The sequence below is a fragment of the Streptomyces longisporus genome (assembly GCF_039532765.1).
GTDB lineage: Bacteria > Actinomycetota > Actinomycetes > Streptomycetales > Streptomycetaceae > Streptomyces > Streptomyces longisporus.
The window spans coordinates 423,036-449,898 of the sequence record NZ_BAAASG010000002.1; the positions used below are offsets into that span (position 1 = coordinate 423,036).

Below are 26,863 nucleotides of genomic sequence, written 5' to 3' on the forward strand. Positions count from 1 at the left end.
TCCGGGCTAGGCGGAGGCGGACAGGGTGTCCAGCGCAGCGCGCCAGAGGCCGGCCAGCTGCTCCGCTTCGGGGAGCGCGCGGTCGTACAGGAAGCTGATCCGCACCTGTTCTCCGTGCGAGAGCAGCGTCACGGACAGGGCGTTGCCCGGCAGGAGCACACCGAGCGGGGTCACGTCGACCGCCGGGGCGCCCCGGAAGGACAGCGCTGTGGGCAGGCTGAAGTTGGAGGCGTACAGCGGGGACGCCTGTGGGCTGAGCAGTCGCCGGACCGTCCACCGCGTCAGGGCGGGAGGAAGGATCCCGACCAGGGCCCGGCTGGCCGGTCGCAGACCGTGGGCGCGCATCCGCCGGGTGCGCCCTGCGAGTTGGGTGAAGGCGACGTCGAAGGGCGTCCCGCGGGCCGGCAGGGTGACGACCGTGGTGGTGAGGTGGTTGCCGAGGAGGGCGTCCTCGCCGGGCCGTCGGGTGCTCAGCGGCATCCGTACCGCAACGGGTGTCGTGCGCAGCCGCGACCGCAGGTGCCCCTCACCCGTGGCGCTCCAGTCGTTGAGCGCCTGCCACAACGTCATGAGGAACGCGTCGTTCAGGGTGCCTCCGCACCGGCGGCTCAGCTCCCGCAGTTCGTTCGAGGTCGCGCCGGCGCTGCACACGCCGAGGCGTTCGGGGCGGGGCTTCGGCGCTCTGGGCCACGCCCGTGCGGGCACCAGCGCGCGGCCGAGACCGGCGCCGACGCTCAGCGTGCCGCGGACCAGTTCGCGCATGGAGCCGCTGATGAGCGGCCTCGGTCCCGCCGCGGCACGCCGGCCGTCCACGGGACCACAGTCGCCGAACAGGGCGGAGACGACGTGGGCCGCGCCCATGCCGTCCTCGGCGCTGTGGTGGACCCGGTAGCAGATCCCGAACTCCCCGTCGGCGTACCCGTGCACGAGGCGCATCGACCAGGGCGGAGCGTTCACCGGCAGCGGCTCACGGACCAGGGCGGTCAGGACCCCGTCCAGCAAGGTCCCTGCCGGGAACTCCTGCTCTTCCAGGTGAGCCGCGGGGTCGAAGGCGTCGGCCGGCTCACGCCGCTGCCGTCCACTGGAAGACGTCAACCGGTGGGTCAGTCCGGGGAGTCCGGGCAGCCGCTGTGCGAGGTGGTCGTGCAGTTCCTTGAGCGGCGGCGGTTTTCCTCCGAACCGCAGGAACTGGCCGTGGATCAGGCCGACTTCGCCTTCCATGGAGAGGAAGACCTCGTCGATGGGGTTGAGCCGGTGAGTCATGCGCTCCGCTTCCGTGTCGGTCGCGTCGGTCGCGTTCGTCGCTTCGAGCGGCGTCCTGGGGCCGGTCACGTCGGCGGGTTGCCGTGTTTGCGGGACGGCAGGTCGGCGTGTTTGGCACGTAACGCGCGCAGGGCCTTGACGAGCGTGGACCGGGTGTCGGCCGGGTCGATGACGTCGTCGACGAGCCCGCGTTCCGCGGCGTAGTAGGGATGCATCAGCTCGGCTTTGTACTCCTTGACGAGTCGGGCGCGGGTCTCCTCGGGATCGTCGGCGGCGGCGATCTCCCGGCGGAAGACCACGTTCGCCGCGCCCTGCGCGCCCATCACCGCGATCTCGTTGGCGGGCCAGGCATAGGTGGCGTCTGCGCCGATGGACTGGGAGTCCATGACGATGTAGGCGCCTCCGTACGCCTTGCGCAGCACCACCGAGATCCTCGGGACCGTCGCATTGCAGTACGCGTAGAGGAGTTTGGCGCCGTGCCGGATGATGCCCCCGTGCTCCTGGTCGACCCCCGGAAGGAAACCGGGCACATCGACCAGGGTCACCAGGGGGATGCTGAAGGCGTCGCAGACGGAGACGAACCGGGCGGCCTTCTCGGCGGCGTGGATGTCCAGCACCCCGGCGAGGCTGGTCGGCTGGCTCGCGACGATGCCGACGGTCTGCCCGTCCAGCCGGGCCAGTCCGCACAGCACGCTGGTGGCCCAGCCCTCGTGCGTCTCCAGCCACTCCCCCTCGTCGACGACCTCCCTGATCACCGCGCGCATGTCGTAGGGGCGGCTGGCGTCGGCGGGTACGAGGTCGACGAGCCCGTCGTTCGTACGCTCCACGGGGTCGTCGCAGGGATAGGCGGGCGGCAGCTCACGATTGTTGGAGGGCAGCAGCGAGAGCAGGTGCCGTACTTCGTCGAGGCATTCGGCCTCGTCGTCGTGGACGAAGCCGGCGACGCCGGAGAGCCTGCCGTGGACGTCCGCGCCGCCGAGTTCTTCGTGGGTGATTTCCTCACCCGTCACCGACTGCACCACATCGGGTCCCGTGATGAACATCTGGGCTGTGCCGCGGACCATGAAGACGAAGTCGTTGAGCGCCGGCGAATAGGCGGCGCCGCCCGCGCACGGGCCCAGCATCACCGCGATCTGCGGAATCACTCCGGAGGCCCTGGTATTACGGCGGAAAATTCCTCCGTATCCGGCTAGCGCGGAGACGCCCTCCTGGATACGGGCGCCCGCGCCGTCATTGAGGGAGACCAGCGGTGCGCCCGCCGAAACGGCCATGTCCATGATCTTGTGGATCTTGGTGGCGTGGGCCTCGCCGAGCGATCCGCCGAAAATGCAGAAGTCGTGGGCGTACGCGAACACGGTCCGCCCGTGCACGGTGCCCCAGCCGGTGACGACGCCATCGGTGTGGGGCCTGCGGTGCTCCAGTCCGAACCCGGTGGCCCGGTGCCGCCGAAACCGCTCGACCTCGTGGAAGGACCCCGCGTCGAAGAGGAGATCCAGCCGTTCCCGCGCGGTCAACTTGCCGCGGGCGTGCTGCTGTTCGGTACCGCGGGAGCCGGGGCCGCGCTCCACGTCGCGTCGGGTGGCGTGCAGGAGGGCGACGCTGTCCCGCATGTCATTCCTCCGTTTCGGCGGATCTCTTGGGATCTCTTCAGGGATCTCCTTTCGCTGTCGATTATTCGAGGGTCGCTCGGTGCCATGTCAAGGAAATCCGCGACTCTCCCGCAGGGCGAGAAACACCCGGGCGGGTGCGAAATCCCGCGACGCGAGAAGAAGAGGATCCGCCCGAATAGGAGCAGCCGTCGCGGGTACGCCGAGGTCGAGGCCCGGTGAATTTCCGGTACGGCGAATTTGCGCGGCCGTACCGTTCAATGGACGTCGGACAATGAAATGCTCAGTACGAGCCCGGGGCCTCCGCCGACCAGGGCCCGTCGTCGTCCGCAGGGGTGAAGCGCGCGGCGGCCCGCTGCACGGCCCGTACGGCGGGCCCGGGCCACGCCGACATGTCGTGCCCGGGCTTCAGCACGGCCACGGACCCCATGATCAGCCCGTCCCACCGGACGGGCGCCGCGCAGCCTACCCAGCCCGCCGCCCACTCCTCGACGTCGGCCGCGAGCCCGTCCCTGCGGACGGACTCCAGGGAGGCCAGCAGCCGCGCGTTGTCGCGGTACGCGCCCGGCCCCGCCCCGTCCGGGACCGGCTCGGCCAGCACCCGGTCCTGGATGACCTTCGGCAGGAACGCGAGGATGGCCCGCCCTGCGGCTCCGGTCCGCAGCGACCGGCAGACCTCCATGAACGCCCTGTGGGTGATCCCGAGTTCGGACAGGTCCGACGTGCCGACAGCCATGTCCAGGCACTGCTTCCCGGCCCCTCCGAAGGGCGCCAGGGCGAACAGGAACGCCAGCCCTCCGTCGGTGGCCGCGTGCAGATCCTCCAGAACGGCGTGCACGACACGCTCGTTGGGCGCGTGCGCGAGGGACTTCAGCCCAAGCCGTGCGGCGCCGGCCCCCAGCCGGTACAGACCGTGCCCCTCGCGGGCGAAGATGCCGTCATAGACGCCCGACTGGAGGATGCGGTGAACGGTGGAGTCGTCAAGCCCGGTCACCTCCGCCAACTCACCGGGGCCGTGCATCTGCCCTTCGACCTCTGTGAACGCCCGCTGGACCCGGAACACCCGGTCGGCGTGCGCGCTGCCGCCTAACGTGCCGCGCTTGCTCATATCCCTGCTCCCCGTTAAGGCTGCGCCGTCCCACACAGGGCGGACGGCCTGTCCCTTGGTTACCAAGGTAGTGACCCGTCCGGTCGGTCCGCCCACCCGGACCCGACCATCACGGCTCCACCACAAACGGGAGCAGGACATCGATATGGTCAGCCGCTGGGGAGCACGGCCGCCTCGCCTCCGAGAGTCCGCGACCGCTCGGGACAGTGCCCCGAGCGGCATCAGCGGTTCCGGCTTCAGCGCCCGGTGGGGTCCGCCGGGCGGTCGCGGCCGACCGTCAAGCGGGCCGGACGGTACGGGACATACGCCGCTCCGTCCAGACCGAGCGCGGTGGCGGACCGCTGGAGCGCTGCCGGGGTCGCGGCATCGTCCCAACGCCCGGTGGTGACACGGTGTTCGAGAGCGTGCAGGGCGGCCACGGTCTCGGCGGTGGTGAACGCGCAGTGGCCCTGCCGCTCGACGTAGGCCTGGCGCAGCAGCGCGCCGTCGCCGGAGGCACGCACGCGGGCGGCGAAGCGGTTCTCCTGCTGCACCGGGACGAGGTTGTCGGCGGTGGTGTGCACGTCGAGCAGGGGCACCTCGAGGCCCTGGCCCGCGGAGGAGGTCCGCTGCGCGGTGCGGACGGCGGCGGGATCGGCGGTGATCGCGGCGCCCTCGGTCAGCGTGCGCAGTTCGGCCCGCAGGTCGAGACCGGCCGCCCGGTAGAGGGCACGCACCTGGGAAGCATGTTCCGAGCCGGCCAGCAGACGGGCGTAATCCACGCCCAGGTTCCAGGAGTTGTCGCCGCCGACGGACTGCTCTACGGCGTACCTGCCGCCCTCGACGAACGACAGGATGCCCTGCGCGAACCAGTCGTACTGCTGCGCCTCCTGGCCCGCCCAGTCGGTCGCGGCGGGCCGGTCCTTCCCGGGCGACCAGGCGGGCAGGTTGAGGAAGGCGGCGGCCAACGCGACCCTGGCCCGGCCCTGCGGGGTGGACTGCGCCGCGGTGACCGCCCTGGTGAGCAGGTCGGCGGTGGCGGACGCCTCGGCGGAGGTGCCGAACCGCACGAGCTTCACGTCCTGTCCGGGCAGCAGCAGCCGGGCGATGGTGTACTCGGCGTCCAGCTGGTAGTTGTCCAGATCCGTGCCGCCCGCGACCAGACCGCACTGGCCGAGCGCACCGTCGATGCGCCCGCCGCCGTCCCGGGCGAGCTGCGCGTTGACGAGCCCTCCCATGGACTGGCCGATGGCCAGGGTGCGCCGCGGCGTTCCGATCTCCGCGGTGACGGCGCCGAGCGTGGCGAACTGGTCGCGTTCGGCGCTGTTCAGGGCCCACATCGAGCCATGGGGGTCGTACGACGAGCCGGCCATGGCGTAGCCCTCGGCGAGCAGCTCGGTGCGCACGGCGTCGGTGGGGGCGTCCCTGGCGACGGTGGGGCCGAAGCCGTGGCTGAACAGCAGCAGGGTGCCGTTCCAGTGGTCGGGTACGTCCGCGATCCAGGTGGCGCCGTCGGAGAGGGTGCCGGTGAGCTGGCCGGCGGCCGGGGCGTCGGCCTGGGCGGCCGGTGAGGGGAGAGTGGTGAGCGCCGCGGACGCCAGTGTGACCAGGGCGGTCAGGGCGATGCGCAGACGGGTGCGGGGAATGCGGGTACGGGTTCCGGCAGGCATGGTGCGGCTCCTCGGGACAGATGCTCAGTGCACTGAGCGAACACGCCGAGGAATGTAGGGCCCTTTTTTTGCTGCCGTCAATGGAATGCACAACATTGGCGGTTCTTCGTGGGGTGGCATGGCCGTTCACCTCGGAGAATCCCGTACCGGGGCAATTTTCCTCCCCCTCACAAGGTGCGCATCCGGTGCCATGCTGGCAGCCATCCCCCTGTATTCGCCTTTCGAGGAGCACCACCACCATGTCCGATTCCGGCCGACCCACTGTCGCCGTCGCCTTCCACTCGGGCTACGGCCACACCGCAGTCATCGCCGAGGCCGTTGCACGCGGCGCGGCGGACGCGGGCGCCGACGTGATCTCCGTCCCCGTGGACGCCATCACCGAGGAGCAGTGGGCGCAGCTCGACGCCGCGGACGCGATCATCTTCGGCGCGCCCACCTACATGGGCACCGCATCCGCGGCCTTCCACGCCTTCGCCGAGGCCTCCAGCAAGCGCTGGTACACCCAGACCTGGGCCGACAAGATCGCCGCCGGGTTCACCAACTCGGGCGCCAAGAACGGCGACAAGTCCTCCACCCTGGGCTACTTCTTCACCATGGCCGCCCAGCACGGGATGCACTGGATCAGCCTGGGCGTGCAGCCGGGCTGGGCCTCCACCGCGGGCAGCGAGCACGACATCAACCGCCTCGGCTACTTCGTCGGGGCCGGTGCCCAGACGCCCGTCGACGCCGGCCCGGATGCCGTCCACAAGTCCGACATCGCCACCGCCGAGGGCCTCGGCGCCCGCGTCGCGCGGCAGACCGCGTTCTTCCGCGCCGGCCGCGCCGCCCTCGCGGCCTGACCGAAAACCTGTCCCGACCCACCCCACCACTTACGGAGCCCCGTCATGCCCGAATCCCCGAACGTCGCCCTCGTCCGCCGGCTCTACGACTCCGGCATGGCACCGGACGTGGTCGCCGAGGTCATCGACCCCGCCATCGTCTGGGACATCACCCCCGGCTTCCCCTACGGCGGCGTCTACCACACCTGGGCGAGCGCCGGCAGCGACTTCTTCGGCCGGCTCGCGCCCGAGTTCACCTCCTTCGGCGGGGTCGCCGAGGAGTTCTACGACGCCGGCGAGCACGTCTTCGTCCGCGGCCACTACCACGCCGTGTCCAAGTCCGGTCATGAGTCGGACGCCCGCTTCATCCACCTGTGGACCGTGCGCGACGGCAGGCTCACCCACCTGTTCCAGGCCGCCGACAGCCACACCGTCCAGCGGGCCCTGACCGCCTGACCGCGCCCACCCCGGGGAGAAACCATGGCGAAGATCCTCTTCCTCGTCACCGCCGCCGACCACTGGACCCTGGCCGACGGACACCGGCAGCCGGCCGGCTTCTGGGCCGAGGAGGCCCTCGGCCCGTACGCCGTCTTCAAGGAGGCGGGGTACGAGATCGCCGCGGCCACGCCGGGCGGCGTCCCGCCGACCGCGGACGCGCTCAGCCTGACGCCGGAGTTCAACGGCGGCGAGGAGGGCGCCGAGCGGATGCGGAGCGCGCTGCGCGAGGCGACGGAACTGGCGAACCCGATGCGCATCGAGGACGTCGGGATCGCCGACTACGACGCCGTCTTCGTCCCCGGTGGCTGGGGCCCGATGGAGGACCTGTCGGACGACGCCGAGACCGGCCGGCTGCTGATCGAGTGGCTCGCCTCCGGCAAGCCCGTGTCGCTGGTGTGCCACGGCCCCGCCGCACTGCTGTCCACCGTGGACGCCGACGGCAGGTCCCCGTTCCACGGCTACCGCCTGACCGGGCTGTCCAACGCCGAAGAGACCCAGAACGGCCTCGCCGACCGGGCGAAGTGGCTGCTCCAGGACCGTCTGGTGGCCGAGCTGGGCGCGGACTACCGCGAGACCGAGCCGTTCACCCCGCACGTCGAGGTGGACCGCACCCTCTACACCGGCCAGAACCCGTACTCGGCCGTCCCGCTGGCCCGGGAAGTGACCAAAGCCTTGAGCTGACGGTGGCGCGCCCACGGTGGTCCAGGGGCCTTGCTCCTCGGACCGCCGGAGGGCGTTGCGGGGTTTGTCCAGGGAGGAATCCGTCTCTCCCCATGGTCCACGATTCCGTGTCAGGCTGTCGTCCATGAGCAGGGACCCTCATCTGAACGAACTCGGGGAATTCCTCAAGGCTCGCCGTGCCGAGATCAACCCCGCCGAGCTGGGGCTGCCCCACAGCGGTCAGTCGCGGCGGGTACCGGGCCTGCGCCGCGAGGAGGTCTCCGTGCTGGCAGCGATCAGCACCGACTACTACACCCGGGTCGAGCAGGGCCGCCTGCAGCCGTCCGTCCCGCTGCTGAGCGAGCTCGCGCGGGTGCTGCGCCTGAGCGAGGACCAGCGCGCCTATCTCTTCGAGCTCGCGGGCAAGAACGTGCGCCACCGCGGCAGCGACCGCCGGCAGGTGGACCCCCAGCTGCAGCGCATGCTCGACGATCTCAGCAACACCCCCGCGTTCGTGATCGGCCGCCATACCGAGGTGGTGGGCTGGAACCGTCTGGCCGCCGCCCTGTTCGCCGACTTCGGAAAGATCCCGGAGCCGGAGCGGCTCTACCTCCGCCTGCTGATCACCGAGCCCGCCATGCGCCGGCTGTACGCGGACTGGGAAGAGGTCACCCGGCTGGCCATCGCGCAGCTGCGCATGGAGAGCGCCCGCCATCCCGACGACCCGCGGCTTGCCGCCCTGGTCGAGGAACTCTCCGCGCGTGACCCGCAGTTCCGCCAGTGGTGGGCCGCCCACGACGTGGCCCTGCGGACGACGGGGACCAAGCGGCTGCGCCATCCCGTGGTCGGTGAACTCACCCTCGACTGGCACACGTTGACCTGCGCCACCGACCCCGACCAGCACATCATCGTGTGGACCGCCGCACCCGAAACCCCTTCCCACGACGGCTTGCGCCTCCTGGCCTCCTGGGCCGCCGACCAGAACGTGCTGGCGTCCGGGAGCGTCGCCGCGCAGTGAGGCTCCCCCTGCTGCCTGGCAGTGACCCGGGCGCGTGAATACACCCCTGGCCGTGGCTGTACGGTATGCGGCAGTCGATCGCGCGTTCTACGATCGCTGACGAACAAGGGGGTTCCATGAAACACCGCCGCCCGCGGCCCCGTAGCAGAGCCGTCGCCAGAGCGGTCGGTTCGGCCGGTGCACTGGCCGTCGCGCTGGGTGTGGGGATAACGCCGGCGATGGCCGCCGGGAAGACGTCCGACACGCCCACGGCCACCGGGTTCTCACCCGACGAGCCCGAGCCGAATTCGAAACCGGACTGGGCGCCCGAGAACGACGAGGGGCCGCTGGCCCAGAAGTCGGTACACCCGGAGGCGTTCACGTCGAACCGCACGGCCGCGTCCGCCCTGCAGCTCAAGATGCCCGCGCCGACCGGGCCGAACAGCGTGGGCATGGTCGGCCTGCATCTCGTCGACTCGTCCCGTACGGATCCGTATGTGGGCGGCAAGCGCGAGGTGATGGTCTCGCTCTGGTATCCGGCCACCGCCACGTCCGGGCACTACCAGGCGCCGTGGATGCCGTCGATCTCCGGGAACCACTACCTCACCACGCACGGGATGTCGCCGCAGCAGGTCACCCTGCCGACGACCGCGGGCCATGTCCTCGCCCCGGTGAAGACCTCGCTCGGCAAGCTGCCCGTCCTGCTCTACTCGACCGGGCTGCACTCGGACCGCGCGCAGGGCACCGCGCTCGCCCAGGATCTGGCCAGCCGCGGCTACCTCGTCGTCACCGTCGACCACACCCACGACGCCAACGAGGTGCAGTTCCCCGGCAACCGGCTCGAACTCAACGCGATGCCGGCGGGCACCCACTCCTCCGACACGCTCAAGGTGCGCGCGGCCGACATCAAGTTCGTCATCAACGCGCTCGGCAAGATCAGCAGTGGCGGCAATCCGGACGCCGGCCATGCGACGCTCCCCGCCGGTCTGACGCAATCGGTGGACATGTCCCGTATCGGGATGTTCGGCTGGTCGCTGGGCGGCGGGGCGGTCGACACCGCCATGCAGCTCGACAAGCGCATCGCCGCCGGCGCAGACCTTGACGGCCAGTTCTTCGGGACGGCGCCGAGCAAGGACCTGGACCGCCCCTTCATGCTCTTCAGCTCCGGCACCCACAACCGCAACAACGACGGTTCGTGGCGCACGCTGTGGTCGCATCTGAAGGGGTACAAGGTCGACATCAAGCTCCATGGCGCAGCGCACCTGTCGTTCTGCGACCAGGAGTGGATGGTGCCGCAGGAGGCGGGCCTGCTCGGCCTCTCCCAGGATCAGATCCAGCAGCAGTACGGCACGATCGACCCGGCCCGGGCGGTCCAGGTCCAGCGCGACTACCTCGCCGCCTTCTTCGACCAGACGCTGCGCCACAAGCACAGCACCCTGCTCGACGGGCCGACCGCCAAGTACCCGGAGATCTCTTTCGTCCGCTGAGCGGAGAGTCGACCGGACAGCTGAGCACGCGTTCGAAAGGACGGGCCTGCTTGCAGGTCCGCCCTTCCGCGTGCCGAGATGGCATGCACGGCCGCCGTTCGGCGTTCCCGTGAATTCGAATTAACACGTACGTCACATGGGGCGAAAGTGTGATGGTTACGTGACAGGCGGGAGCTAGGATGTTCGCTCTCTCGAACATTTGGGCGCTCGACGCCAGTTGAGGAAGGACCCGTTCCCCTGCCCTCCGCACCCCGGGCGCCGCGCCGACACCGCATCCGCCGCCGCGCCGATATGCCGATGCTTGGCGGGGTGCGCCCGCCCATCGCCTCACTTGTCATACTTCTGCTCGTCGTCGCCGTTCTGACCGTGATCGGCCTCGGCGGCGTCCACGCCGAGCCCGTCCCGCAGGCCGTGTTGAACGGCGAGCAGCAGATCGCCGCGGACACCGCGCAGTCGATGCGCACCGCGATCGACGCCGAGGCGAGCACGGTGCGCCGTACCGCGAGCGCGTACCCGGCGACGAGCACAGCCACCCCCGTGACCACGCTCAAGGCGCTGACCTCGGCCAGGAAAGCGGTCCTCGGCAGTGCGCTGCTCGACCGGCACACCGGGACGCTGCTGGCGGCCGGCGGCCGGACGGTGCCGCTGGCCGGGGTGGACGCCGCCAGGACGGCGTCCGGGACGGTTCCGCCGCGCCTGGTGACGTCAGGCGGCAGTCCGCAACTGCTGTACTTCGCCAGGGTCACGCTGCCCGCCCAGCAGGAGGACCCCGACCAGGACTACCAGGCCCCGAACCGGCCCGATCGGCAGTGGCTGCTGGTGGTCTCCGAGGCGCTCCCCTCCGTCGCGGCCTACGGCGACGGACGCACCGCCGAGGTGCTGGACGCGAGCGGAACGGCACTCGCCACTGCCGTCCACGGCAAGGCGTCGTCGGTCACCGCCGACAGCGGCCTGTCCACGGCGGCGGCCCGCGCGGCACACGCATCCGGGGCCGCCACCGACGCCTCGGGAAGCCTGCAGGGTGCCACCACCGGCAGCCGACGCACCGTGGCCGGCTGGGCCCAGGTCGCCTCGACGACCGGCCCGGGTGACACCGACCGCCTCGGTCTGGTGGTGCTCACCTCCCACACGGTGCCCGCCACGACCACCACCGCCGACTACTCGCGCTTCGCGCTCGAGGCCGCCGCATCGCTGGCCGGTGTCGCGCTGCTGCTCGGCCTCGCTCTGTACTTCTCCGTGCAGCGGCCACTGCTGCGGCTGTATCTGTCCGCCGGCCGCCTGGCCCGGGGTGCTACCCAGGACTGGCCGTCCGCGTCGGAGGAGCTGTCCCGGCCGGTTCCGGTGCATGGCTTCGGGGAACTGGCCCGCATCGGGCGGGCGCTGGACGCACTGCGCCGGCAACTGCTCGGCGAGAGCGGCCCGCAGGAGTTCCCGGCCCGGCGCGGACCGGGCTACCGGGCGCTCGCCGTGGTCGGCGTCGTCGTGGTCGGCTTCTGGGCGGTGCCGATGATCACCCTGCTGAACCGGGCGGACACCACGACCGCGGTTCCCGCTCCGGTCCTCGCCGACCAGCAGGCACGCACCGAGATCGCGACGAACCGGATCCGGCAGTCCCTCGACCAGTCGTACACCGACCTGACCGCCGCGGCCGGGGGCCTGCCGGGCAGGAGCCGGGCCGCCCAGGCCGAGGTCCTGCGGCGCGCCCTCGCCGATCACAAGCAGTACCGCTCGCTGTATCTCCTGGACCGCTCGGGCGGGATCACGCTGAGGGTGGGCGACACACCGCTGCGCACCCTCGTCCACGTGCCCGACGGCGGCGGCATCACCACCGTCAACACCTCGGGCCGCATCCCGGCGATCGCCGCCTACACGCAGGTCCGGGCCGTCAAGGGCAAGACCAGGGCGGCCGGGGTGGTCCTGTTCGGCGAGATCGACGTGAAGGCGCTCAACTCCGTGCTGCCCAGGCCGAAGCTGGGCAGCGTCTGGGTGACGGACAGCCACGAGAAGGTGCTGGCGGCCAGCGTGGGCTACCAGGCCTTCCAGTCGCTGCCCGACCCCGGCCTGACCCGTCTCGCCCGCTCCACCCAGAGCGCCCCGGGAACCGCGGGCACGGCGACCTCGGCGGTGCACCTGACGTCCTCCGGTCCCTCGGTCGACGCCGCCGCGCCGCTGGCGCAGAGCGGTCCGACGGCCCGCCTGGGCTGGCACGTGGTGACCGCGGAGCCCGCGGCAGCGCTCCAGATCCCCGCGGTGCAGGCCGAGCAGCGCACCATGCTCGCCGGCATCCTGGGGCTCGCCGTGGGCGCGGCCTGCCTGGGCTGGCTGCATGTCGTGGTGGTCCGGCCGCTGCGCGCGGTCGCCGTCCTCGTCGAGCGGCTCGCCGGCGGAGACCGCCGTACCGTGCTGCATCCGGTCAACCACGACGAGATCGGCTCGGTCACCCGCAGCCTGGAGCTGATCCGCCAGGCCCTGGCGGAGCGCGACCGGGCGGCCAGGTCCGGCCCCGCCGCCGTGCCCTCCCAGCCCCTGCGTGAGAACACCCTCCAGCGGTAGAAGGACGGAATCGGCGTGCTCTTCCTTTATGTCATCGTCCTGCTGTGCTGCGTCGGCCTGTGGATCGCCGGAATCCTGGAGCAGCGGCGGCACTTCGCCTCGCTGGAGCAGATACCGACGCGGGTGCTGGTCAACGGCATCCGCGGCAAGAGTTCGATCACCCGGCTGTGTGCGGGGGCGCTGCGCGGCGGCGGCCTGGTCACGGTGGCCAAGACCACCGGCACCGCGGCCCGGTTCATCCATCCGGATGCCACCGAGGAACCGGTCTACCGGAAGTTCGGCATCTCCAACATCGTCGAGCAGATCGGCATCGTACGGCGGGCGGCGACCTACCGGCCGGACGCGCTGGTCATCGAGTGCATGGCGGTGATGCCGGCGCTGCAGGAGACCAATCAGGAGAAGCTGATCCGTTCCACGATCGGCGTGCTGTGCAATGTCCGCGAGGACCATCTGGAGGAGATGGGGCCGACGCTGGACGACGTCGCCCGCTCGCTCTCCCGCTCGATGCCGGTCGGCGGGGTGTGCGTGACGGCGGAGAAGGACCGGCTGCACATCCTCCAGGAAGAGGCCGACAAGCGGAACTGCCGTCTGATCGCGGTCGATCCGGAGTCGGTGACCGACGCCGAACTGCGCGGTTTCAGCTGGTTCACCTTCAAGGAGAACGTGGCGATCGCGCTCGCCGTCGCCGAACTGCTCGGCGTGGAGCGGCAGACCGCGATGCAGGGCATGTGGGACGCGCCCCCCGACCCGGGCGTGCTGTCGGTGGAGCGCTACGTCACCCCCGAGGGCAAGAAGCTGCGGTTCGCCAACGTCTTCGCGGCCAACGACCCCGAGTCGACGCTGATGAACGTGAAGCAGCTGGAGGATCTGGGCGCGATCAGACGGCCGATCAGCGTGGTCATCAACTGCCGCCCGGACCGGGTGGAGCGCAACGGCCAGATGGGCGCCATCGTCCCCGACCTCGCCGCCGAGACGGTGTTCCTGATCGGCCATCCGACCCGGAGCGCCCGGGATGCGATTCCCGCCGGCTTCACCGGGCGGGTGGTGGATCTCGGCGGCGACCGCCGGGACCCCGAGGAGCTCACCGCGGCGATGCTCGCCGAACTGGGCCCGGCGTCCTCGCTGGTGGCGATCGGCAACATCCACGGTCAGGGCGAGCTGTTCCTGGAGTGCCTCGCCGAGCTGCCGCTGGACGACTCCGAGGACCCGTTCGACGCCGTTCCCGACGGCGACGGCCTGGACCAGGAGACGATGCAGATCGCCCTGCCGCGGCCGCGGGTCTCGGTGGCCAGGCCGCCCGAGCCGGAGCCGTACAGCTGGGTGGCGCCGCTGGAGACACCGACGTACGCCCTCCGCATCCCCGAGCAACGCGAACTCGCGCGCCGGTTCGCCGCGCGCCATGGCCGGCCCGAGGACCGGAGCACCGCGGACGACCCGCACCACTCCCACGACGACCGGTACCACTCCTACGATCCGCCCCAGTCCACGAGGAACCCGTGATCCCCGCCAACCTCACCCCGCAGACCGCCGCACTCGGGATCGCCCTCGGGCTGGTCTTCTCGCTCGTCTGCTATCTGACCACCAACCTGTCCCCCGGGGGGATGATCACCCCGGGCTGGATCGCCCTCACGCTCGTCACCGATGTGCGGATGGCCGGGCTGATGGTCGTTGTGGCGGGAGCCACGTACTTCATGACCAAGCTGCTGCAGCGCACGGTGATCCTCTACGGCAAGCGGCTGTTCGCCGCCGTGGTGCTGTGCGCGGTGGTGATGCAGACCACCGTGATGCTCGCCCTCAGCCATGAGTTCCCGTTGCTGTACACGTCACAGACCCTTGGCTTCATCGTCCCCGGCCTGATCTCCTACCAGATGGTCCGGCAGCCCATGGCGGCCACGGTCATCTCGACCACGGCGGTGACGCTGGCCACGTACGTCGTGCTGGTCTCCGGCCTGTTGATGGGCGCCCTGCCCACCGGCTGACCTGCCCAGCCGCCTCTCACCTCACACTTCAAGGAGGATCGCCATGCACTCCAAACCCGTCGGCCGACGCAGCAACCCCACTCGCCGCAATGTGCTCGGAACGATCGCGGGCGTCGCGGCCGCCGGGGTGGTGGGCGGGTACGCCTGGGACCACCTCAGGCAGGGCGGCGACGACCACGGCGGTACGGTCGCCGACCAGACGGGTACCGGCCCGAGCGCCCACGCCACCGGCGCCCACACCTTCGAGCGGCTGTCCGCCCCCGCCCGCACCGTGGTCCGCGCCGCCGACGGCAGCACGCTCGCCACGTTCACCGACGGAGCCCGTACGGCCGTCCTCACCGGCCCCACCCGCACCTTCAGCGAGCCGCGGACCACCGAGGCCAAGGTGACCACGGACGCCTGGGTGCGGGTGCTGCCGCACGAGTGGCAGCGGGGCACGGAGAAGTCCGCCTCGTTCCGGAGCTGGTTCCGCAAGGCGCTCGGCGACACCAGCCCGGACGTCTTCGCGGTGGCGTTCCAGTACAGCAGCGCCGGGGCGCCCGACAAGCACAACGCCGCCGGCGTGCGCTACGCGGGCACCGCACACTTCGGCCCGCGCAATGCCGCGGTCAACAACCCGCTGGACTTCGCCTTCCACGACGAACAGTCCGACTTCTACGACTATCTGGGCCTGCCCTGGACCTTCCCGGACGGCACGCGCGTGCAGCCGGAGAAGGACCGCTACGGCGATGCCGACTGCTCCGGCTTCCAACGGCTGGTGTGGGGCTACCGGATGGGCATCCCCCTGCACAACACCAACACCAAGGGCCCCGGCCTGCCGCGCCGCGCGTACGCCATCGCCGCCCACGGGCCCGGCCGTGTGGTGATCGCGCACACCGGAAAGCAGCAGGCCACCGACCTGAGCGCCCTGCAACCCGGCGACCTGGTCTTCTTCGCGATCATCAAGGACCGGCCGGACTTCATCGACCACTGCGGCATGTACATGGGCCTCGACGACCAGGGCCGGCACCGCTTCTACTCCAGCCGCTCCGCCGCCAACGGCCCGACCATGGGCGACATGTCGGGCCACGCGCTGCTGGACGGCACCGACTTCTACGCCCGCGGCTTCCGGGCGGCCCGCCGCCTGTGATCCCGCGGCCTTGATCCCGCCGCCTGTGCACCGCCGCCTCACCTGACCAGCTGATCCGAGGACCACTGCCATGACCGCCATCCCCGCCGCCCGGCCCACCGGAGCACACCGAGGCCGCCGGCAGCCCGGCCGCCGCTCCGGCCTGCCGGAAGACACCCCGCGCTGGGAGCGCCCGGCACTCGCCGCGGTGCTGGTCGTCGCCACGGTCCTGTACGCCTGGGGCATCGGGAACGCCGCACTCCACCCCTTCTACGGCGCGGCGATACGGTCGATGTCCGAGAGCTGGCGTGCCTTCTTCTTCGGCGGGCTCGACGCGAGCGGCTCCATCAGCATCGACAAGCTGCCCGGCGCCTTCTGGCCCGACGCCGTCTCCGTCTGGCTCTTCGGCCCGCACACCTGGGCGGCCGCGCTTCCGCAGGTCGTCGAGGGCGTCGTCACCGTATGGCTGCTGCACCGGATCGTACGGGCCTGGGCCGGTCCGCTCGCCGCGCTGATCGCCGCGCTGACGCTCACCCTCACCCCGGTCACCGTGGTGCTCAACCGTGCCACCATCCCGGACACCGCGCTCACCCTGCTCCTGGTGGCGGCCGCCGGGGCGCTGCAGAAGGCGGTGCGCACCGAGCGGCTGCTGCCGCTGATCACCTGCGGCGTCTGGGTCGGGTTGGCCTTCCAGGCGAAGATGCTGCAGGCATGGCTGGTGCTGCCGGTCTTCGCCGCGGTCTACCAACTCGCCGCGCCCGGAACCCGGTTGAACCGGGCGCTGCGCGTCCTGCTGGCCGGTGCGGTCTCCCTGGCGGTCTCCTGTTCCTGGGTGCTGATCGCCTGGGTGACGCCGGCCGCGAGCCGCCCCTACCTCGACGGCACGTCCAACAACGATCCGTTCGCCCTGGTCTTCGGCTACAACGGCCTGAGCCGCTTCAGCAGCGATGCCACCGCCTTCGGTGCCGTCGCGGGCACCGCCGCCAGCCGCACCACCGGCAACACCGGCTGGAACATGCTGATCAACCACACCGTCGGCCCGCAGGTCGCCTGGTTCCTGCCGCTCGCCGTGCTCGCCGCGGTCCTGGGCATCGTCTGGCGCGCCGGCCAACCGCGAACCGACCTGCTGCGCACGGGATTTGTGATGTGGGGCGGCTGGCTGGCCGTACACACCCTGGTGTTCAGCACCTCCAACGGCAACCACGCCTACTACACCGCCGTCATCGCCCCGGCGCTCGCCGCGCTGGCCGGCGGCGGGCTCGCGCTCTTCCGAGCGGAGTACGAGGCGAAGCACGAGCCCAAGCCTGAGGCGCATACCGGATGGGAGCCGGAGGCGGAGCACGAGGTGGGCGGCCGGCGGCACCTGGCGCTCCCGGCGGCGATCGCGCTGACGGCGGCGTGGGCGCTGGTGCTCGACTGGCCGACCCGGTTCGTCTCCTGGCTGCTGCCGGTCGCCGTGATGCTCGCACTGTGCGGCGTGGTGGGCCTGTCAAGCCGCGGGCCGCGCACCTCCCCGCGGAGGGTCCACGCCGCCCTCACCGCCGGGATCGCGGCCACCCTGGTCGTACCGGCCGGATGGGCCGTCTCCGGCCTCAACCCGCTCTACGCGGGCGCGGCCACCTCGCCGATGGCCGGTCCGGTCGGCAAGTCGTACTACGCGCATCCCCGCCACGCTCCGCGAAGGAGAGGGCTCGGTGAGCCCAACGCCCGGGACACCGCCCTGCTCGACTACCTCACCACGCACCGCCACGGCGAGAAGTACCTGCTCGCCACCCAGGCCGCCTACACCGCCGAGCCCCTGCTGCGCGCGAAGTCCGAACCCATCCTCGTCATGGGCGGCTTCACCGGCAGCACCCCCTTTCCCACCACCCAGCAGCTCGGCAGCCTCGTCACCACCGACCAGCTGCGCTATGCGCTGCTCACCACCCAGCGCCCCACCACTCCCGCCACCACCTGGGTGAAGTCCCACTGCACCCGCATCCGGCCCACCGCCTACGGACGCCGCACCGCGGGCACCTTCGCGCTCTACGACTGCAACCCTCAGCGGTGAGGTGCCGTTCCCGACCGCAGGCCTTGGAAGCCGTGTTCAACCGTTCGGTTGAACACGGCTTCCATCTCTGAGAGACCTCATCGCTCCGCACGGACGACGCGAAGCACCATCGGGCCCCACGAGAATGACGACGCCCGTGGCGCGCACCGGGCCTTCACGCCACCCCCTGAGAGAGGTCTCTTGGCATGCCCAGTTTCCCCAGCAGACGACGTGTCCTCGCCGTGGGTGCCGGTGCCGCCCTAGGCGCCGGTGCCTTCGGAGCCTCGGCGGTTCCGGCGTCGGCCTCTCCCGCCGCCGCGTCGGGGCGATCGTCCCGGCGGGAGGAGACGAGGTCGCTCGACGAGCTCTACCGGGCCGCTCTGGCGGAGGACGGAAAGCTCGTCGTCTATGCCGGCGGTGACACACCGACTCAGCAGGACGGCACCAAGGCCGCCTTCAAGGACCGCTTCCCCGACATCGACCTGACGCTGATCGTCGACTACAGCAGAGCTGCACGTCCGAACCGAGTGCCGCCGTGCAATGGACCTGCGTTTCGCGGGGACGGATTCCGGCATCGACGGGGTCGAGGCGATCCGCCGGCTGGCCGCCGAGGCTCCGGGCATGCCGGTGGTGATGCTGACGAGCTATTCCGGACGGGCCGACGTCGTGCGTGCGCTGGAGGCCGGCGCGCGCGGCTACGTGCTCAAGGCGGGGCCGCCGGAGGACCTGTTCCGGGCCGTGCGCAGCGCCGCCGAGGGCGGCCTGGGCCTCGCGGCGGAGGTGGTCGGCGACCTCGTCGGGCAGGTCGTCAGCCCCGCGCCGGAGTTGACGCAGCGGGAGAGAGAGGTCGTCCGGTTGATGGCCGGCGGGCACAGCAACCGCTCCATCGCGGATGCTCTGTACCTGGCGGAGGCGACCGTCAAGACCCATCTGGTCCGCATCTACCGCAAACTCGGTGTCGACAACAGGGCGGCCGCGGTCGCCGAGGCGGTCCGCCGGGGCCTGCCGGAACTCACCTGAGGTCCGGAACAGCGGTATGCGGACCGTTGCATACGTCGGCGATATGTTCCGCTGCTTAGGCTGCACCCATGCGTGTGCTGATCGTGGAGGACGAGCCCTACCTGGCCGAAGCCGTCCGTGACGGTCTGCGGCTGGAGGCGATCGCCGCCGACATCGCCGGCGACGGGGACTGCGCCCTGGAGCTGCTCAGCGTCAACTCCTACGACCTCGCGGTGCTGGACCGCGACATCCCCGGCCCGTCCGGTGACGAGGTCGCCCGGCGCATCGTCGCTTCCGGCAGCGGTATCCCGATCCTCATGCTCACCGCTGCCGACCGGATCGACGACAAGGCCTCCGGATTCGAGCTCGGCGCCGACGACTACCTGACCAAACCGTTCGAGCTGCGCGAGCTCGTGATGCGGCTGCGGGCGCTCGACCGCAGACGCGCGCACGCCCGGCCCCCGGTCCGCGAGATCGCGGGCCTGCGGCTGGACCCCTTCCGCCGGGAGGTCTTCCGCGACGGACGCTATGTCGCACTCACCCGCAAGCAGTTCGCGGTGCTCGAGGTCCTCGTCGCTGCCGAAGGCGGTGTCGTCAGCGCCGAAGAGCTGCTGGAGCGGGCCTGGGACAACAACGCCGATCCCTTCACCAACGCCGTCCGCATCACCGTCTCCGCCCTGCGCAAACGACTCGGCGCACCTGGGCTCATCGCCACGGTGCCCGGCGTCGGCTACCGCATCGACACCGGCACCCCGGCCGACTGCACTCATGAATAGACGCCCAGGGCTCAGCGCCCGGCTGAAACTCACCCTCAGCTACGCCGGATTCCTCCTCCTCGCCGGCGCTCTCCTGCTGGCCGTGATGTGGGTGTTCGTGCTGCGCTGGCTCCGGACCGACGACCCCAAAGCCATCCAGCACCGGGTCGGCGTCGTCATCATCACCGGGTTCAACCGCTCAGATGCCCTGCGTGGCTTCGTCCCCGCCGCGGCCGCGGCACTGGCCTTCCTCCTTGTCTTCGGCCTGGTGGGAGGATGGATCCTCGCCGGCCGGATGCTCGTACCACTGACCCGGATCGCGGACGCGGCACGGACGGCCGCGAACGGATCGCTGTCCCACCGGATCCGCATGGAAGGCCGCGAGGACGAGTTCCGCGAGCTCGCCGACGTCTTCGACACCATGCTCGAACGACTCGAGTCCCACGTCGGCGAACAGCAGAGGTTCGCCGCGAACGCCTCCCACGAACTGCGCACTCCGCTGGCGATCTCCCAGACACTCCTCGACGCCGCCCGCAACGACCCCGCCCGGGATCAGGGCGAACTCATCGAGCGCCTCCACACCGTCAACACGCGGGCGATCAACCTCACCGAGTCCCTTCTGCTGCTCAGCCGTGCCGACGCCAGGAGCTTCACCCCCGAACCCGTCGATCTCTCCCTCATGGCCGAAGAAGCCGCCGAAACGCTGCTCCCTCTCGCAGAGAAGCGCCGGATCACGCTCGACGTCACCGGCGAGCCGGCCCGGACCGTGGGCTCCGCGGCGCTCATCCTGCGAATGGTGACGAATCTGGTCCAGAACGCCATCGTGCACAATCTGCCCGTCGGCGGGACCGTGACGGTCCACACCGAACCGCAGGACGACGCCGGCGTGTTGCGGGTCGAGAACACCGGCCCGCCACTCCCCTCGGAGCTGGTACCGACCCTCACCGAGCCCTTCCAGCGCGGAACGGAACGGGTACGCACCGACGAACACGCCGGCGTCGGTCTCGGCCTGGCCATCGTGCACAGCATCGTCCGGGCACACGACGGCACCCTCGACCTCACGCCCCGCCCCACCGGCGGCCTCGTCGTCACGATCCGACTTCCCGATACGTCGCAGGCCGGGACCGCCTAGACCGCTGCCCGAGCCAGTCGGCGTCCTGTGCCGACGTCCACACCGTCAGGGCCGGTTGCGGTCGCCGCCGCAAGTACGCCTCGCTGTGCGGGCCCGACGACTCCCGGGTCGGTGTGCAGGCCCGCGTACGCCGGGGCGATGACGCGGTTTCGACCCACGTCCGGCCCTCTCAATCCGCGGCGGCCCGCTCCCCGGCGGGGCGCCTGCGCAACGCGGGCTCGGTGAGCGACTGCGGCTGCCACACGCCGTCGGCCCGGTAGAGATCGGTGCCGGGTGCCACGATCTCGTCGATACGGTCGAGCACCGCGTCGTCGAGCAGCAGGTCGGCTCCCTTGAGCAAGGAGGTGAGTTGGTCCATGGTGCGCGGACCGATGATCACCGATGTGACGGCCGGATGCGCCAGCGGGAAGGCGACGGCCAGCTCCGGCACGGTCCGGCCCATCTCCTCCGCGAGCGAGACGAGCTGTTCGACGGCAGCGAACTTCGCCGGGTTGCCCGGGGCGTCGGGGTCGAAGCGGTGCGGGGTGAGTCTGGCGCGGCCGGCGGTGAGGTCGACGGGCCGGCCCGCGCGGTAGGCCCCGGAGAGGAATCCCGAGGCCAGCGGCGACCAGGTCAGCACACCCATGCCCAGGCGCTGGGCGGTGGGCAGCACGGCCCGTTCGATGCCGCGCGCGAGGATCGAGTACGGCGGCTGCTCGGTGCGCATCCGCATCAGCCCGCGCCGCTCCGCCACATGATGAGCCTCGACGAGGTCCTCGGCGGGGAACGTGGAGCAGCCGAATGTCCGGATCTTGCCCGCCCTGACCAGGTCGGTCAGGACGGACAGCGTCTCCTCGATGTCGGTGGTGTGGTCGGGGCGGTGCACCTGGTAGAGGTCGATCCAGTCCGTGTCCAGCCGCCGAAGGCTGTCCTCGACGGCCTTCACGATCCAGCGGCGCGAATTGCCGCTGCGGTTGCGTCCCTCCCCGAGCGGAAAGTGCACCTTCGTGGCGAGCACGACGTCGTCGCGTCTGCCCTTGAGAGCCTTGCCGACGATCTCCTCGCATTCGCCCGCCGAGTACATGTCGGCGGTGTCCACGAAGTTGATGCCCGCATCCAGGGCCGCATGGATGATGCGGGCACTGTCCTCGTGGTCGGGATTGCCGACGGCCCCGAACATCATCGTGCCGAGGCAGTGCGTGCTGACCTCGATGCCGGTCTTGCCGAGGACTCGATAGCGCATTGCGGTGCTCCGTCGCAGGCGGGGACAGGTCGGAAGCGTGACTCTAGGACTTGGAGTGCACTTGACCGCAAGGGCGACCCGACCGATGGTCTCGTGGCGAGTGAAGGCGGAGCCGCACCCCGGGCAGAGGTACGGATCGATCACGGCACCGGCAGCCCTGGCACCGGAGTGCGGGGACTGCGGGCGGGCCGGGCCCACCGGGCGGCCGGCGGAGACAAAGGCCCTGACGGCGCCGGGGCGGCGGCAGCGGGGCCGGCGGATGGGGAGCTGGTGCTGACCGCCTACGACTACCAGTGCGCCTTCTGCGGCTACTGAACACGTCACCGAGCTCGCCGGCCGTCCGCTCATCGGCCCGCGGCCCGGCGTCCGGCCGGTCGCGGCGGCACACCGCTCCTGGCACACCCGCCAGGTATTCCGTGGCTTGCCACGTCCCAGCGCTGTCGGAGGTGCCCGCGTCGGGAACAATCAGGTGGCCGATTCGTCCGGCGTTGCGGCCTCGTCAGCAGTGCGGTGGAGAATTTCCTCGTTGTGCTGCCCCAGGCGCGGCGGCGCCAGGCGGTACCGGGCCGGTGTCCCGCTCAGCGCGATGGGGTTCGCGATCTGACGGGAGGGCGTGCCTTCGGCTCCGTCGGCGGGTGCGGCGGGAATGTCGACGATGCCGGGAAGACCGAGTTTCCGGGCGAAGTCGAAGGCCTCCCCGAGGGTGTTGACCGGCCCGGCGGGCACGCCCGCGGCCAGCAGGACCGACGACCAGTGGTCCGCGCCCGCCGTGGCCAGCCGTTCGCTCAGGATGTCCCTCAGTTCGGTGCGATGGGCGACCCGGTCGGCGTTGGTGCGGAAGCGGTCGTCGAGGGCGAGAGCGGGCTCGCCGACGGTCCCGGCGAGCGCCGCGAACTGCCGGTCGTTGCCCACGGCGATCGCGAGGGGACGATCCGCGGCAGGGAAGGTCTCGTACGGCGCGATGCTCGGATGCGCATTGCCCAGGCGCCCCGGAACCACACCGGCGACAGCGAACGCCGACGCCTGGTTGACCATCGCCGACAGCAGCGAGCCGAGCAGATTGACCTCGACGCGCTGCCCTTCCCCCGTGGCGTCCCGGTGGCGCACGGCGGCAAGGATGCCGAGCGTGGCGTGCAGACCGGTGATCACGTCGACGAGTGCCACGCCTGCCTTGGTCGGCTCCCCGGCCGCGTCCCCGGTCACGCTCATCAGACCGCCGACGGCCTGCACGAGCAGGTCGTATCCGGGGATCGCCGCGCCGGCACCGGCCCCGAAGCCGCTGATCGAGCAGTAGACCAACCCCGGGTGCCGGGCGAGGAGTTCGCGATGGCCGAGCCCCAGCCGTTCCATCGTGCCGGGACGGAAGTTCTCCACCAGGACGTCGGACTCGGCGACCAGGGCACGGGCCTGCTCCAGGCCGGCCTCGGTCGCGAGGTCCAGGGTGACGGACCTCTTGTTGCGGTTGACGCTCAGGAAGTACGTCGACGTGCCGTCCCGGTCCGCCGGCGGCAGCCAGGCCCGGGTGTCGTCCCCCGTGCCCGGCCGCTCCACCTTCACCACGTCGGCGCCGAGATCGGCGAGCAGCATGGTGGCGTAGGGCCCCGCGAGGACCCGGGAGAAGTCGGCGATGCGCAGACCCGCCAGCGCGCCCCGCGCAGCTCCGCCGAGTACGCCGGACCGTCCGTCCGGCGCGTTGTCCTCAGTGCTCACGCACGCTCCTCCTCTGATCGGCCCCGCTCAGGTGACCGCCGGCGCGAAAGCGCTGCCGGTCAGCGACCAGCGTCGCGGCGCTCGACGCTGAAGTCGAACGCCAGGGTTCCCGCGTCGCGTAGCGAGACCCCGCCGTCCACCGTGAGTACGGCGCCGTTCACGAACGACGCCGCGGGTGAGAGCAGCCAGGCGATCGCCTCGGCGACCTCGGACGGGTCGCCGGGGCGCCCCGCGGGCACCAGCTTCGTCGCCTCCTCGTAGGCCTCGTCCACGCCGTCGCCCAGTCCGGATTCCTCTGCGAAGCGGGCCATACGACGATCAGCCATCTCGGTGCGTACCCAGGTGGGGCACACCGTGTTGGCGCGCAGCCCCTGGCTGCCGTAGTCGACGGCCAGCGAGCCGCACAGCTGAAGCAGCGCGGCCTTGGAGGTGGCGTACGCGGCGTTGCCGACCCCGTTGCGCAACGCCGCGACGGAGGCGACGGCAACGACCGAGCCACGGGTCTTGAGCAGGTGCGGGAGTGCGGCGCGCAGCAGCAGGAAGGGGCCTGTCAGGTTGGTGCGCATCACCAACTCCCATGTCTCGTCCGAGAGATCCCCCACCGCGCCGCTGCGTCCGACGCCTGCGTTGAGGACCAGTCCGTCGAGCCTGCCGTAGCGGGAGACCGTGGCCTCGACGAGCTCATCCACGGCGGTCGCGTCCGTGAGATCAGCGGCGTGTGGCAGCGCGCCGGTCTCGTCGGCGACGCGCTGCAGCGGCTCGGGCCGTCGGCCGGCGATGACGACCTCGTGTCCGCCGGCCCGCAGCAGCCGGGCGGTTGCGGCGCCGATGCCGGTGCCTCCGCCGGTGACCACCACAACACGCTTGTCCGTCATGGCCGTCGGGCCTCCTCATCAACCGGAAATCAGACCTTCGTGATCTTACGCAGGCCCACCTCGGGGCGTCAGCTCACGCGTTGTTCGGCCAGGTCCAGCCAGTGCTCCACGTCGCCGGGGGTGAAGTGCCTGATGGCCCAGTCGACCATGCGAAGGCTCATGTGCGCCCATGCGGGCCGCAGGACGTCCTCGGGCAGCGAGTCGAGGACGGCGTCGAGACGCTGTGTCACCCCCGGGTCGGTTTCCTGCGCATGGATGCCGAAGCGCAGGGTGACCAGGTCGAATCGACGGTCACCGCGCGCGGCGCCGTCCCAGTCCACGACCCCGGTGATCGCCCCGCCGCCGGCCAGCATGTTGCCCGGGTGGAAGTCCATGTGCACCGCGTCGGTCCCGGCCAACCGTGGCCGGCTGTCGGCACCGACGGCGGCGATCCAGCGTTCCAGCGCCGCACTGCGGCGGTTGTGCTCGCGCAACGGCCCGTGCAGGCAGTAGCCGGCACCGTCTTCGTTCAAGTGGAGGTCCACTGCGGGGATGTCCGTGCGCCCGGAGAGCCGGCCCGCCTGCAACTCGTTGAGTTGAAGCACCTGGTCCAGGCTCCGGTGGTCCAGACGGTCGATCTTCCCGCCCGGCAGCAGCTCCTGCACCATGACCACCGCATGGCCGACCTGGGCGACCAGTTCGGTGGCCGGAGCCGGATAACCCGCCAGCCGCAGCGCCTCGGTCACGGCGAGCGGTCCCGCCCGCAGTTCCTCAGCGCTGCTGTGGGGCCGCCACTTCAGAACGGACCGGTGACCGTCCGTCCAGCGCACGTAGGCGGCGCCGACCTGTCCGCCCGGGCAGGCACCTTCGAGAGTCAAACGGACACCGGCCTGCGCATCAAGGGCGTCCACCATGCGGGCGGCATCGAGCCGCTCGGCATGCGCCCACCTTTGGGGAGAAGGACTCATGCGGGGGGAAGAACTCGTCATCACGGCATCCCATCAGACACGTTGACCTCAAGTGCGCTTGAGGGAGCAGTCTTCAGGCATGGACATCGAAGAGATGCAGCGACAGCTGCAGGCTTTGACCGACCGCGCCGAGATCACCGATCTGCTGGACCGCTACCTGCGTTCTTTGGACGAGGGGGTTTTCGACGAGGAATGGGCTCGCGCGTTCCACACCGAAGACGTCACCGCGGAGATGCCCATCGGCACCGTCCACGGTCGCGATGCTCTGCTGGCCCGCGTCCGGCAGGGCATGGCGCTGTTCGAACGGACCGTGCATATGGGCACCAACGCCGTCATCGAGATCGACGGCGAGCGGGCCATCACCCGTGGCGCGCAGCTGAGCACCCACGTCCTGGCGGACGGCACAGGCAGCGTCTTCATCTCGGCGGGCCATGCCGACACCGAACTGGTCAGAACGGCCGAGGGCTGGCGGATAGCCGCCTCGAGCCTGCGGGTGGTGTGGACCCAGGGTCCCCCTCCGAAGGTGCCGGCCCCCACTACGGTCCCGGCTTGACGGTCCTCATCGTGAAATGCGACGTCACGTTCTTGATCCGGGGGATGGTCATGCCCGCCGGCTCAGGAAGGTCTCGTAGCCGGCCAGATCCGTGACGGCCACCCGGACGAAGTAGTCGGGGCTGCCGAACGGCCTCCGCCGCTCCCGTACTTCCCCGCCTGTGCCAAAGTCTCCTCGAAGCGCTCGACCGTCTCCGCGTCCTGCGCTTCGAGGCTGAGGTCGATCAGGACCGGCCTCGAGCCGCTGGACCCGGCGCAGACACGGCCCGGTGGTCAGCCCGACCCGCTGGACCAGCTCCACGCCGGTCAGCCGCCCGCCCCGCTCCAGCTCGGCGCACCACGCCGGCGGCGCGGCCGGTGGCCACCAGGTGCCGGGCGACATGACTGCCTTGCCGATCGCATCCACAGACATGATATTGCGCGCAATGAGCACACCAGAGGCGCCGGGCGCCCGCCTGACGCAGATGGTCCAGGGCGTCCGTGACTCCTTCTCCGCGGGCCTCGGCATCTTCCGGCACAGCCCTCGGCCTGCTGATCATCCAGGCCGGACTGCGCTGGTGGCCCGCCCCCGCCCTGTCCCTGGCCGCCTTCGCCAGCTCCCTCCGGCATGTCTTCTACGCCTTCTCGTTCCCGCTCCACCTCGTCAGGCGCCCGGTGGCCAAGGCGTACGCCGTCTACGCGATGATCGACGAGGCGTACGCGATCAACGCCTCCCTGCCCGAGCACGAGCGGTCGGCGCCCCGGCTGCTGGCCATGGAGATCGCTTGCGAGACGTACTGGGTCGGCGTCGCCCTGGGCGCGGCGCTCCCGGCACCCATCAAGGGCCTGGAGTGCGCGCTGTGCGCGCTGTTCACCGTTCTGACAGTAGACGCGTTCCACTCCCGCAAGGAGCTGCCGTCCCTGCTGCTGGCGGGA

General features: G+C 71.0%; 24 protein-coding genes and 4 pseudogenes. 18 read left to right on the plus strand and 10 right to left on the minus strand.

Annotation, left to right across the window (positions count from 1 at the left end):
• Positions 1-6: 6 nt before the first annotated feature.
• The 4 genes from ABD355_RS03550 to ABD355_RS03565 form a co-directional block, all read right to left on the minus strand.
• Positions 7-1,332 carry a wax ester/triacylglycerol synthase domain-containing protein gene (locus ABD355_RS03550; protein WP_344398536.1) on the minus strand — a complete coding sequence of 442 codons (1,326 nt, stop codon included), beginning with the start codon at positions 1,330-1,332 and terminating at the stop codon, positions 7-9.
• Positions 1,329-2,873 carry an acyl-CoA carboxylase subunit beta gene (locus ABD355_RS03555; protein ID WP_344398537.1) on the minus strand — a complete coding sequence of 515 codons (1,545 nt, stop codon included), beginning with the start codon at positions 2,871-2,873 and terminating at the stop codon, positions 1,329-1,331. Before ABD355_RS03555 ends, ABD355_RS03550 begins: the two co-directional genes overlap by 4 nt.
• A gap of 280 nt (positions 2,874-3,153) precedes the next feature.
• Positions 3,154-3,978, minus strand: a complete 825-nt coding sequence (locus ABD355_RS03560; RefSeq protein WP_344398538.1) for an IclR family transcriptional regulator — start codon at positions 3,976-3,978, stop codon at positions 3,154-3,156.
• 236 nt (positions 3,979-4,214) lie between these two features.
• The gene (locus ABD355_RS03565) at positions 4,215-5,627 is read right to left on the minus strand and encodes an alpha/beta hydrolase (protein ID WP_344398539.1); all 1,413 of its coding nucleotides are present in this window, start codon (positions 5,625-5,627) and stop codon (positions 4,215-4,217) included.
• 239 nt (positions 5,628-5,866) lie between these two features.
• On the opposite strand from ABD355_RS03565, the gene ABD355_RS03570 reads away from it, so the two are divergent.
• The 14 genes and pseudogenes from ABD355_RS03570 (at position 5,867) to ABD355_RS03635 (ending at position 20,642) form a co-directional block, all read left to right on the plus strand.
• Positions 5,867-6,466, plus strand: coding sequence for a flavodoxin family protein (locus ABD355_RS03570; protein ID WP_344398540.1), 600 nt, complete (start codon positions 5,867-5,869; stop codon positions 6,464-6,466).
• Between the two features lie 45 nt (positions 6,467-6,511).
• Positions 6,512-6,901: a nuclear transport factor 2 family protein gene (locus ABD355_RS03575; RefSeq protein WP_344398541.1), complete on the plus strand. Its 390-nt coding sequence runs from the start codon at positions 6,512-6,514 to the stop codon at positions 6,899-6,901.
• A 24-nt stretch (positions 6,902-6,925) separates the two neighbouring features.
• Positions 6,926-7,624, plus strand: a complete 699-nt coding sequence (locus ABD355_RS03580) for a type 1 glutamine amidotransferase domain-containing protein (RefSeq protein ID WP_344398542.1) — start codon at positions 6,926-6,928, stop codon at positions 7,622-7,624.
• Positions 7,625-7,748: 124 nt separating this feature from the next.
• Positions 7,749-8,621 carry a helix-turn-helix domain-containing protein gene (locus ABD355_RS03585; RefSeq protein ID WP_344398543.1) on the plus strand — a complete coding sequence of 291 codons (873 nt, stop codon included), beginning with the start codon at positions 7,749-7,751 and terminating at the stop codon, positions 8,619-8,621.
• Positions 8,622-8,737: 116 nt separating this feature from the next.
• The gene (locus tag ABD355_RS03590; RefSeq protein WP_344398544.1) at positions 8,738-10,087 is read left to right on the plus strand and encodes an alpha/beta hydrolase family protein; all 1,350 of its coding nucleotides are present in this window, start codon (positions 8,738-8,740) and stop codon (positions 10,085-10,087) included.
• Between the two features lie 309 nt (positions 10,088-10,396).
• Positions 10,397-12,640, plus strand: a complete 2,244-nt coding sequence (locus tag ABD355_RS03595; protein ID WP_344398545.1) for a HAMP domain-containing protein — start codon at positions 10,397-10,399, stop codon at positions 12,638-12,640.
• A gap of 15 nt (positions 12,641-12,655) precedes the next feature.
• On the plus strand, positions 12,656-14,140 hold the full coding sequence (gene pgsB, locus ABD355_RS03600; RefSeq protein WP_344398546.1) for a poly-gamma-glutamate synthase PgsB: 1,485 nt from the start codon (positions 12,656-12,658) through the stop codon (positions 14,138-14,140).
• Positions 14,137-14,619, plus strand: coding sequence for a poly-gamma-glutamate biosynthesis protein PgsC/CapC (locus ABD355_RS03605; RefSeq protein ID WP_344398547.1), 483 nt, complete (start codon positions 14,137-14,139; stop codon positions 14,617-14,619). The genes pgsB and ABD355_RS03605 overlap by 4 nt, the downstream gene beginning before the upstream one ends.
• Before the next feature lie 43 nt (positions 14,620-14,662).
• On the plus strand, positions 14,663-15,748 hold the full coding sequence (locus ABD355_RS03610) for an NlpC/P60 family protein (RefSeq protein ID WP_344398548.1): 1,086 nt from the start codon (positions 14,663-14,665) through the stop codon (positions 15,746-15,748).
• A gap of 70 nt (positions 15,749-15,818) precedes the next feature.
• A complete protein-coding gene (locus ABD355_RS03615) occupies positions 15,819-17,777 on the plus strand; it encodes an ArnT family glycosyltransferase (protein ID WP_344398549.1) in 1,959 nt (652 codons plus the stop codon).
• A 185-nt stretch (positions 17,778-17,962) separates the two neighbouring features.
• A pseudogene (locus ABD355_RS03620) lies at positions 17,963-18,265 on the plus strand (ABC transporter substrate-binding protein); the annotation flags it as partial.
• Positions 18,266-18,296: 31 nt separating this feature from the next.
• Positions 18,297-18,776: pseudogene (locus ABD355_RS03625) on the plus strand (LuxR C-terminal-related transcriptional regulator); the annotation flags it as partial.
• Positions 18,777-18,844: 68 nt separating this feature from the next.
• Positions 18,845-19,531 (plus strand): response regulator transcription factor, encoded by a 687-nt coding sequence (locus tag ABD355_RS03630; RefSeq protein ID WP_344398550.1) that lies wholly within the window; start codon positions 18,845-18,847, stop codon positions 19,529-19,531.
• Entirely contained in the window at positions 19,524-20,642 is a 1,119-nt protein-coding gene (locus ABD355_RS03635) for a sensor histidine kinase (protein WP_344398551.1), read from the plus strand. Before ABD355_RS03630 ends, ABD355_RS03635 begins: the two co-directional genes overlap by 8 nt.
• Before the next feature lie 169 nt (positions 20,643-20,811).
• Here the strand turns inward: ABD355_RS03635 and ABD355_RS03640 are convergent, their stop codons facing one another.
• Positions 20,812-21,864, minus strand: a complete 1,053-nt coding sequence (locus ABD355_RS03640) for an aldo/keto reductase (RefSeq protein ID WP_344398552.1) — start codon at positions 21,862-21,864, stop codon at positions 20,812-20,814.
• 93 nt (positions 21,865-21,957) lie between these two features.
• Between ABD355_RS03640 and ABD355_RS03645 the strand changes: the two genes are divergently transcribed.
• Together ABD355_RS03645 and ABD355_RS03650 are read left to right on the plus strand one after the other, a co-directional pair.
• On the plus strand, positions 21,958-22,179 hold the full coding sequence (locus ABD355_RS03645; protein WP_344398553.1) for a hypothetical protein: 222 nt from the start codon (positions 21,958-21,960) through the stop codon (positions 22,177-22,179).
• Positions 22,169-22,300: pseudogene (locus ABD355_RS03650) on the plus strand (phosphorothioated DNA-binding restriction endonuclease); the annotation flags it as partial. The gene ABD355_RS03645 and the pseudogene ABD355_RS03650, both read left to right, overlap by 11 nt.
• 29 nt (positions 22,301-22,329) lie before the next feature.
• On the opposite strand, the gene ABD355_RS03655 reads toward ABD355_RS03650, so the two are convergent.
• From ABD355_RS03655 to ABD355_RS03665, 3 genes are all read right to left on the minus strand, one after another.
• Positions 22,330-23,574: a CaiB/BaiF CoA transferase family protein gene (locus tag ABD355_RS03655; RefSeq protein ID WP_344398554.1), complete on the minus strand. Its 1,245-nt coding sequence runs from the start codon at positions 23,572-23,574 to the stop codon at positions 22,330-22,332.
• Between the two features lie 59 nt (positions 23,575-23,633).
• Positions 23,634-24,449, minus strand: coding sequence for an SDR family NAD(P)-dependent oxidoreductase (locus ABD355_RS03660; protein WP_344398555.1), 816 nt, complete (start codon positions 24,447-24,449; stop codon positions 23,634-23,636).
• Positions 24,450-24,517: 68 nt separating this feature from the next.
• The gene (locus tag ABD355_RS03665; RefSeq protein WP_344398556.1) at positions 24,518-25,417 is read right to left on the minus strand and encodes a phosphotransferase; all 900 of its coding nucleotides are present in this window, start codon (positions 25,415-25,417) and stop codon (positions 24,518-24,520) included.
• 58 nt (positions 25,418-25,475) lie between these two features.
• Here ABD355_RS03665 and ABD355_RS03670 point away from each other — a divergent pair, with 58 nt between their 5' ends.
• Complete coding sequence (locus ABD355_RS03670) at positions 25,476-25,949, plus strand: nuclear transport factor 2 family protein (RefSeq protein WP_344398557.1); 474 nt, start codon at positions 25,476-25,478, stop codon at positions 25,947-25,949.
• Between the two features lie 48 nt (positions 25,950-25,997).
• On the opposite strand, the gene ABD355_RS03675 is transcribed toward ABD355_RS03670, so the two are convergent.
• A complete protein-coding gene (locus ABD355_RS03675) occupies positions 25,998-26,456 on the minus strand; it encodes a winged helix-turn-helix transcriptional regulator (RefSeq protein WP_344398558.1) in 459 nt (152 codons plus the stop codon).
• Here ABD355_RS03675 and ABD355_RS03680 point away from each other — a divergent pair.
• Positions 26,429-26,692: pseudogene (locus tag ABD355_RS03680) on the plus strand (AzlC family ABC transporter permease); the annotation flags it as partial. The gene ABD355_RS03675 and the pseudogene ABD355_RS03680 sit on opposite strands and share 28 nt — an antisense overlap.
• On the opposite strand, the gene ABD355_RS03685 reads toward ABD355_RS03680, so the two are convergent.
• Complete coding sequence (locus tag ABD355_RS03685) at positions 26,623-26,802, minus strand: hypothetical protein (protein WP_344398559.1); 180 nt, start codon at positions 26,800-26,802, stop codon at positions 26,623-26,625. The pseudogene ABD355_RS03680 and the gene ABD355_RS03685 overlap by 70 nt on opposite strands.
• Between the last annotated feature and the right edge of the window lie 61 nt (positions 26,803-26,863).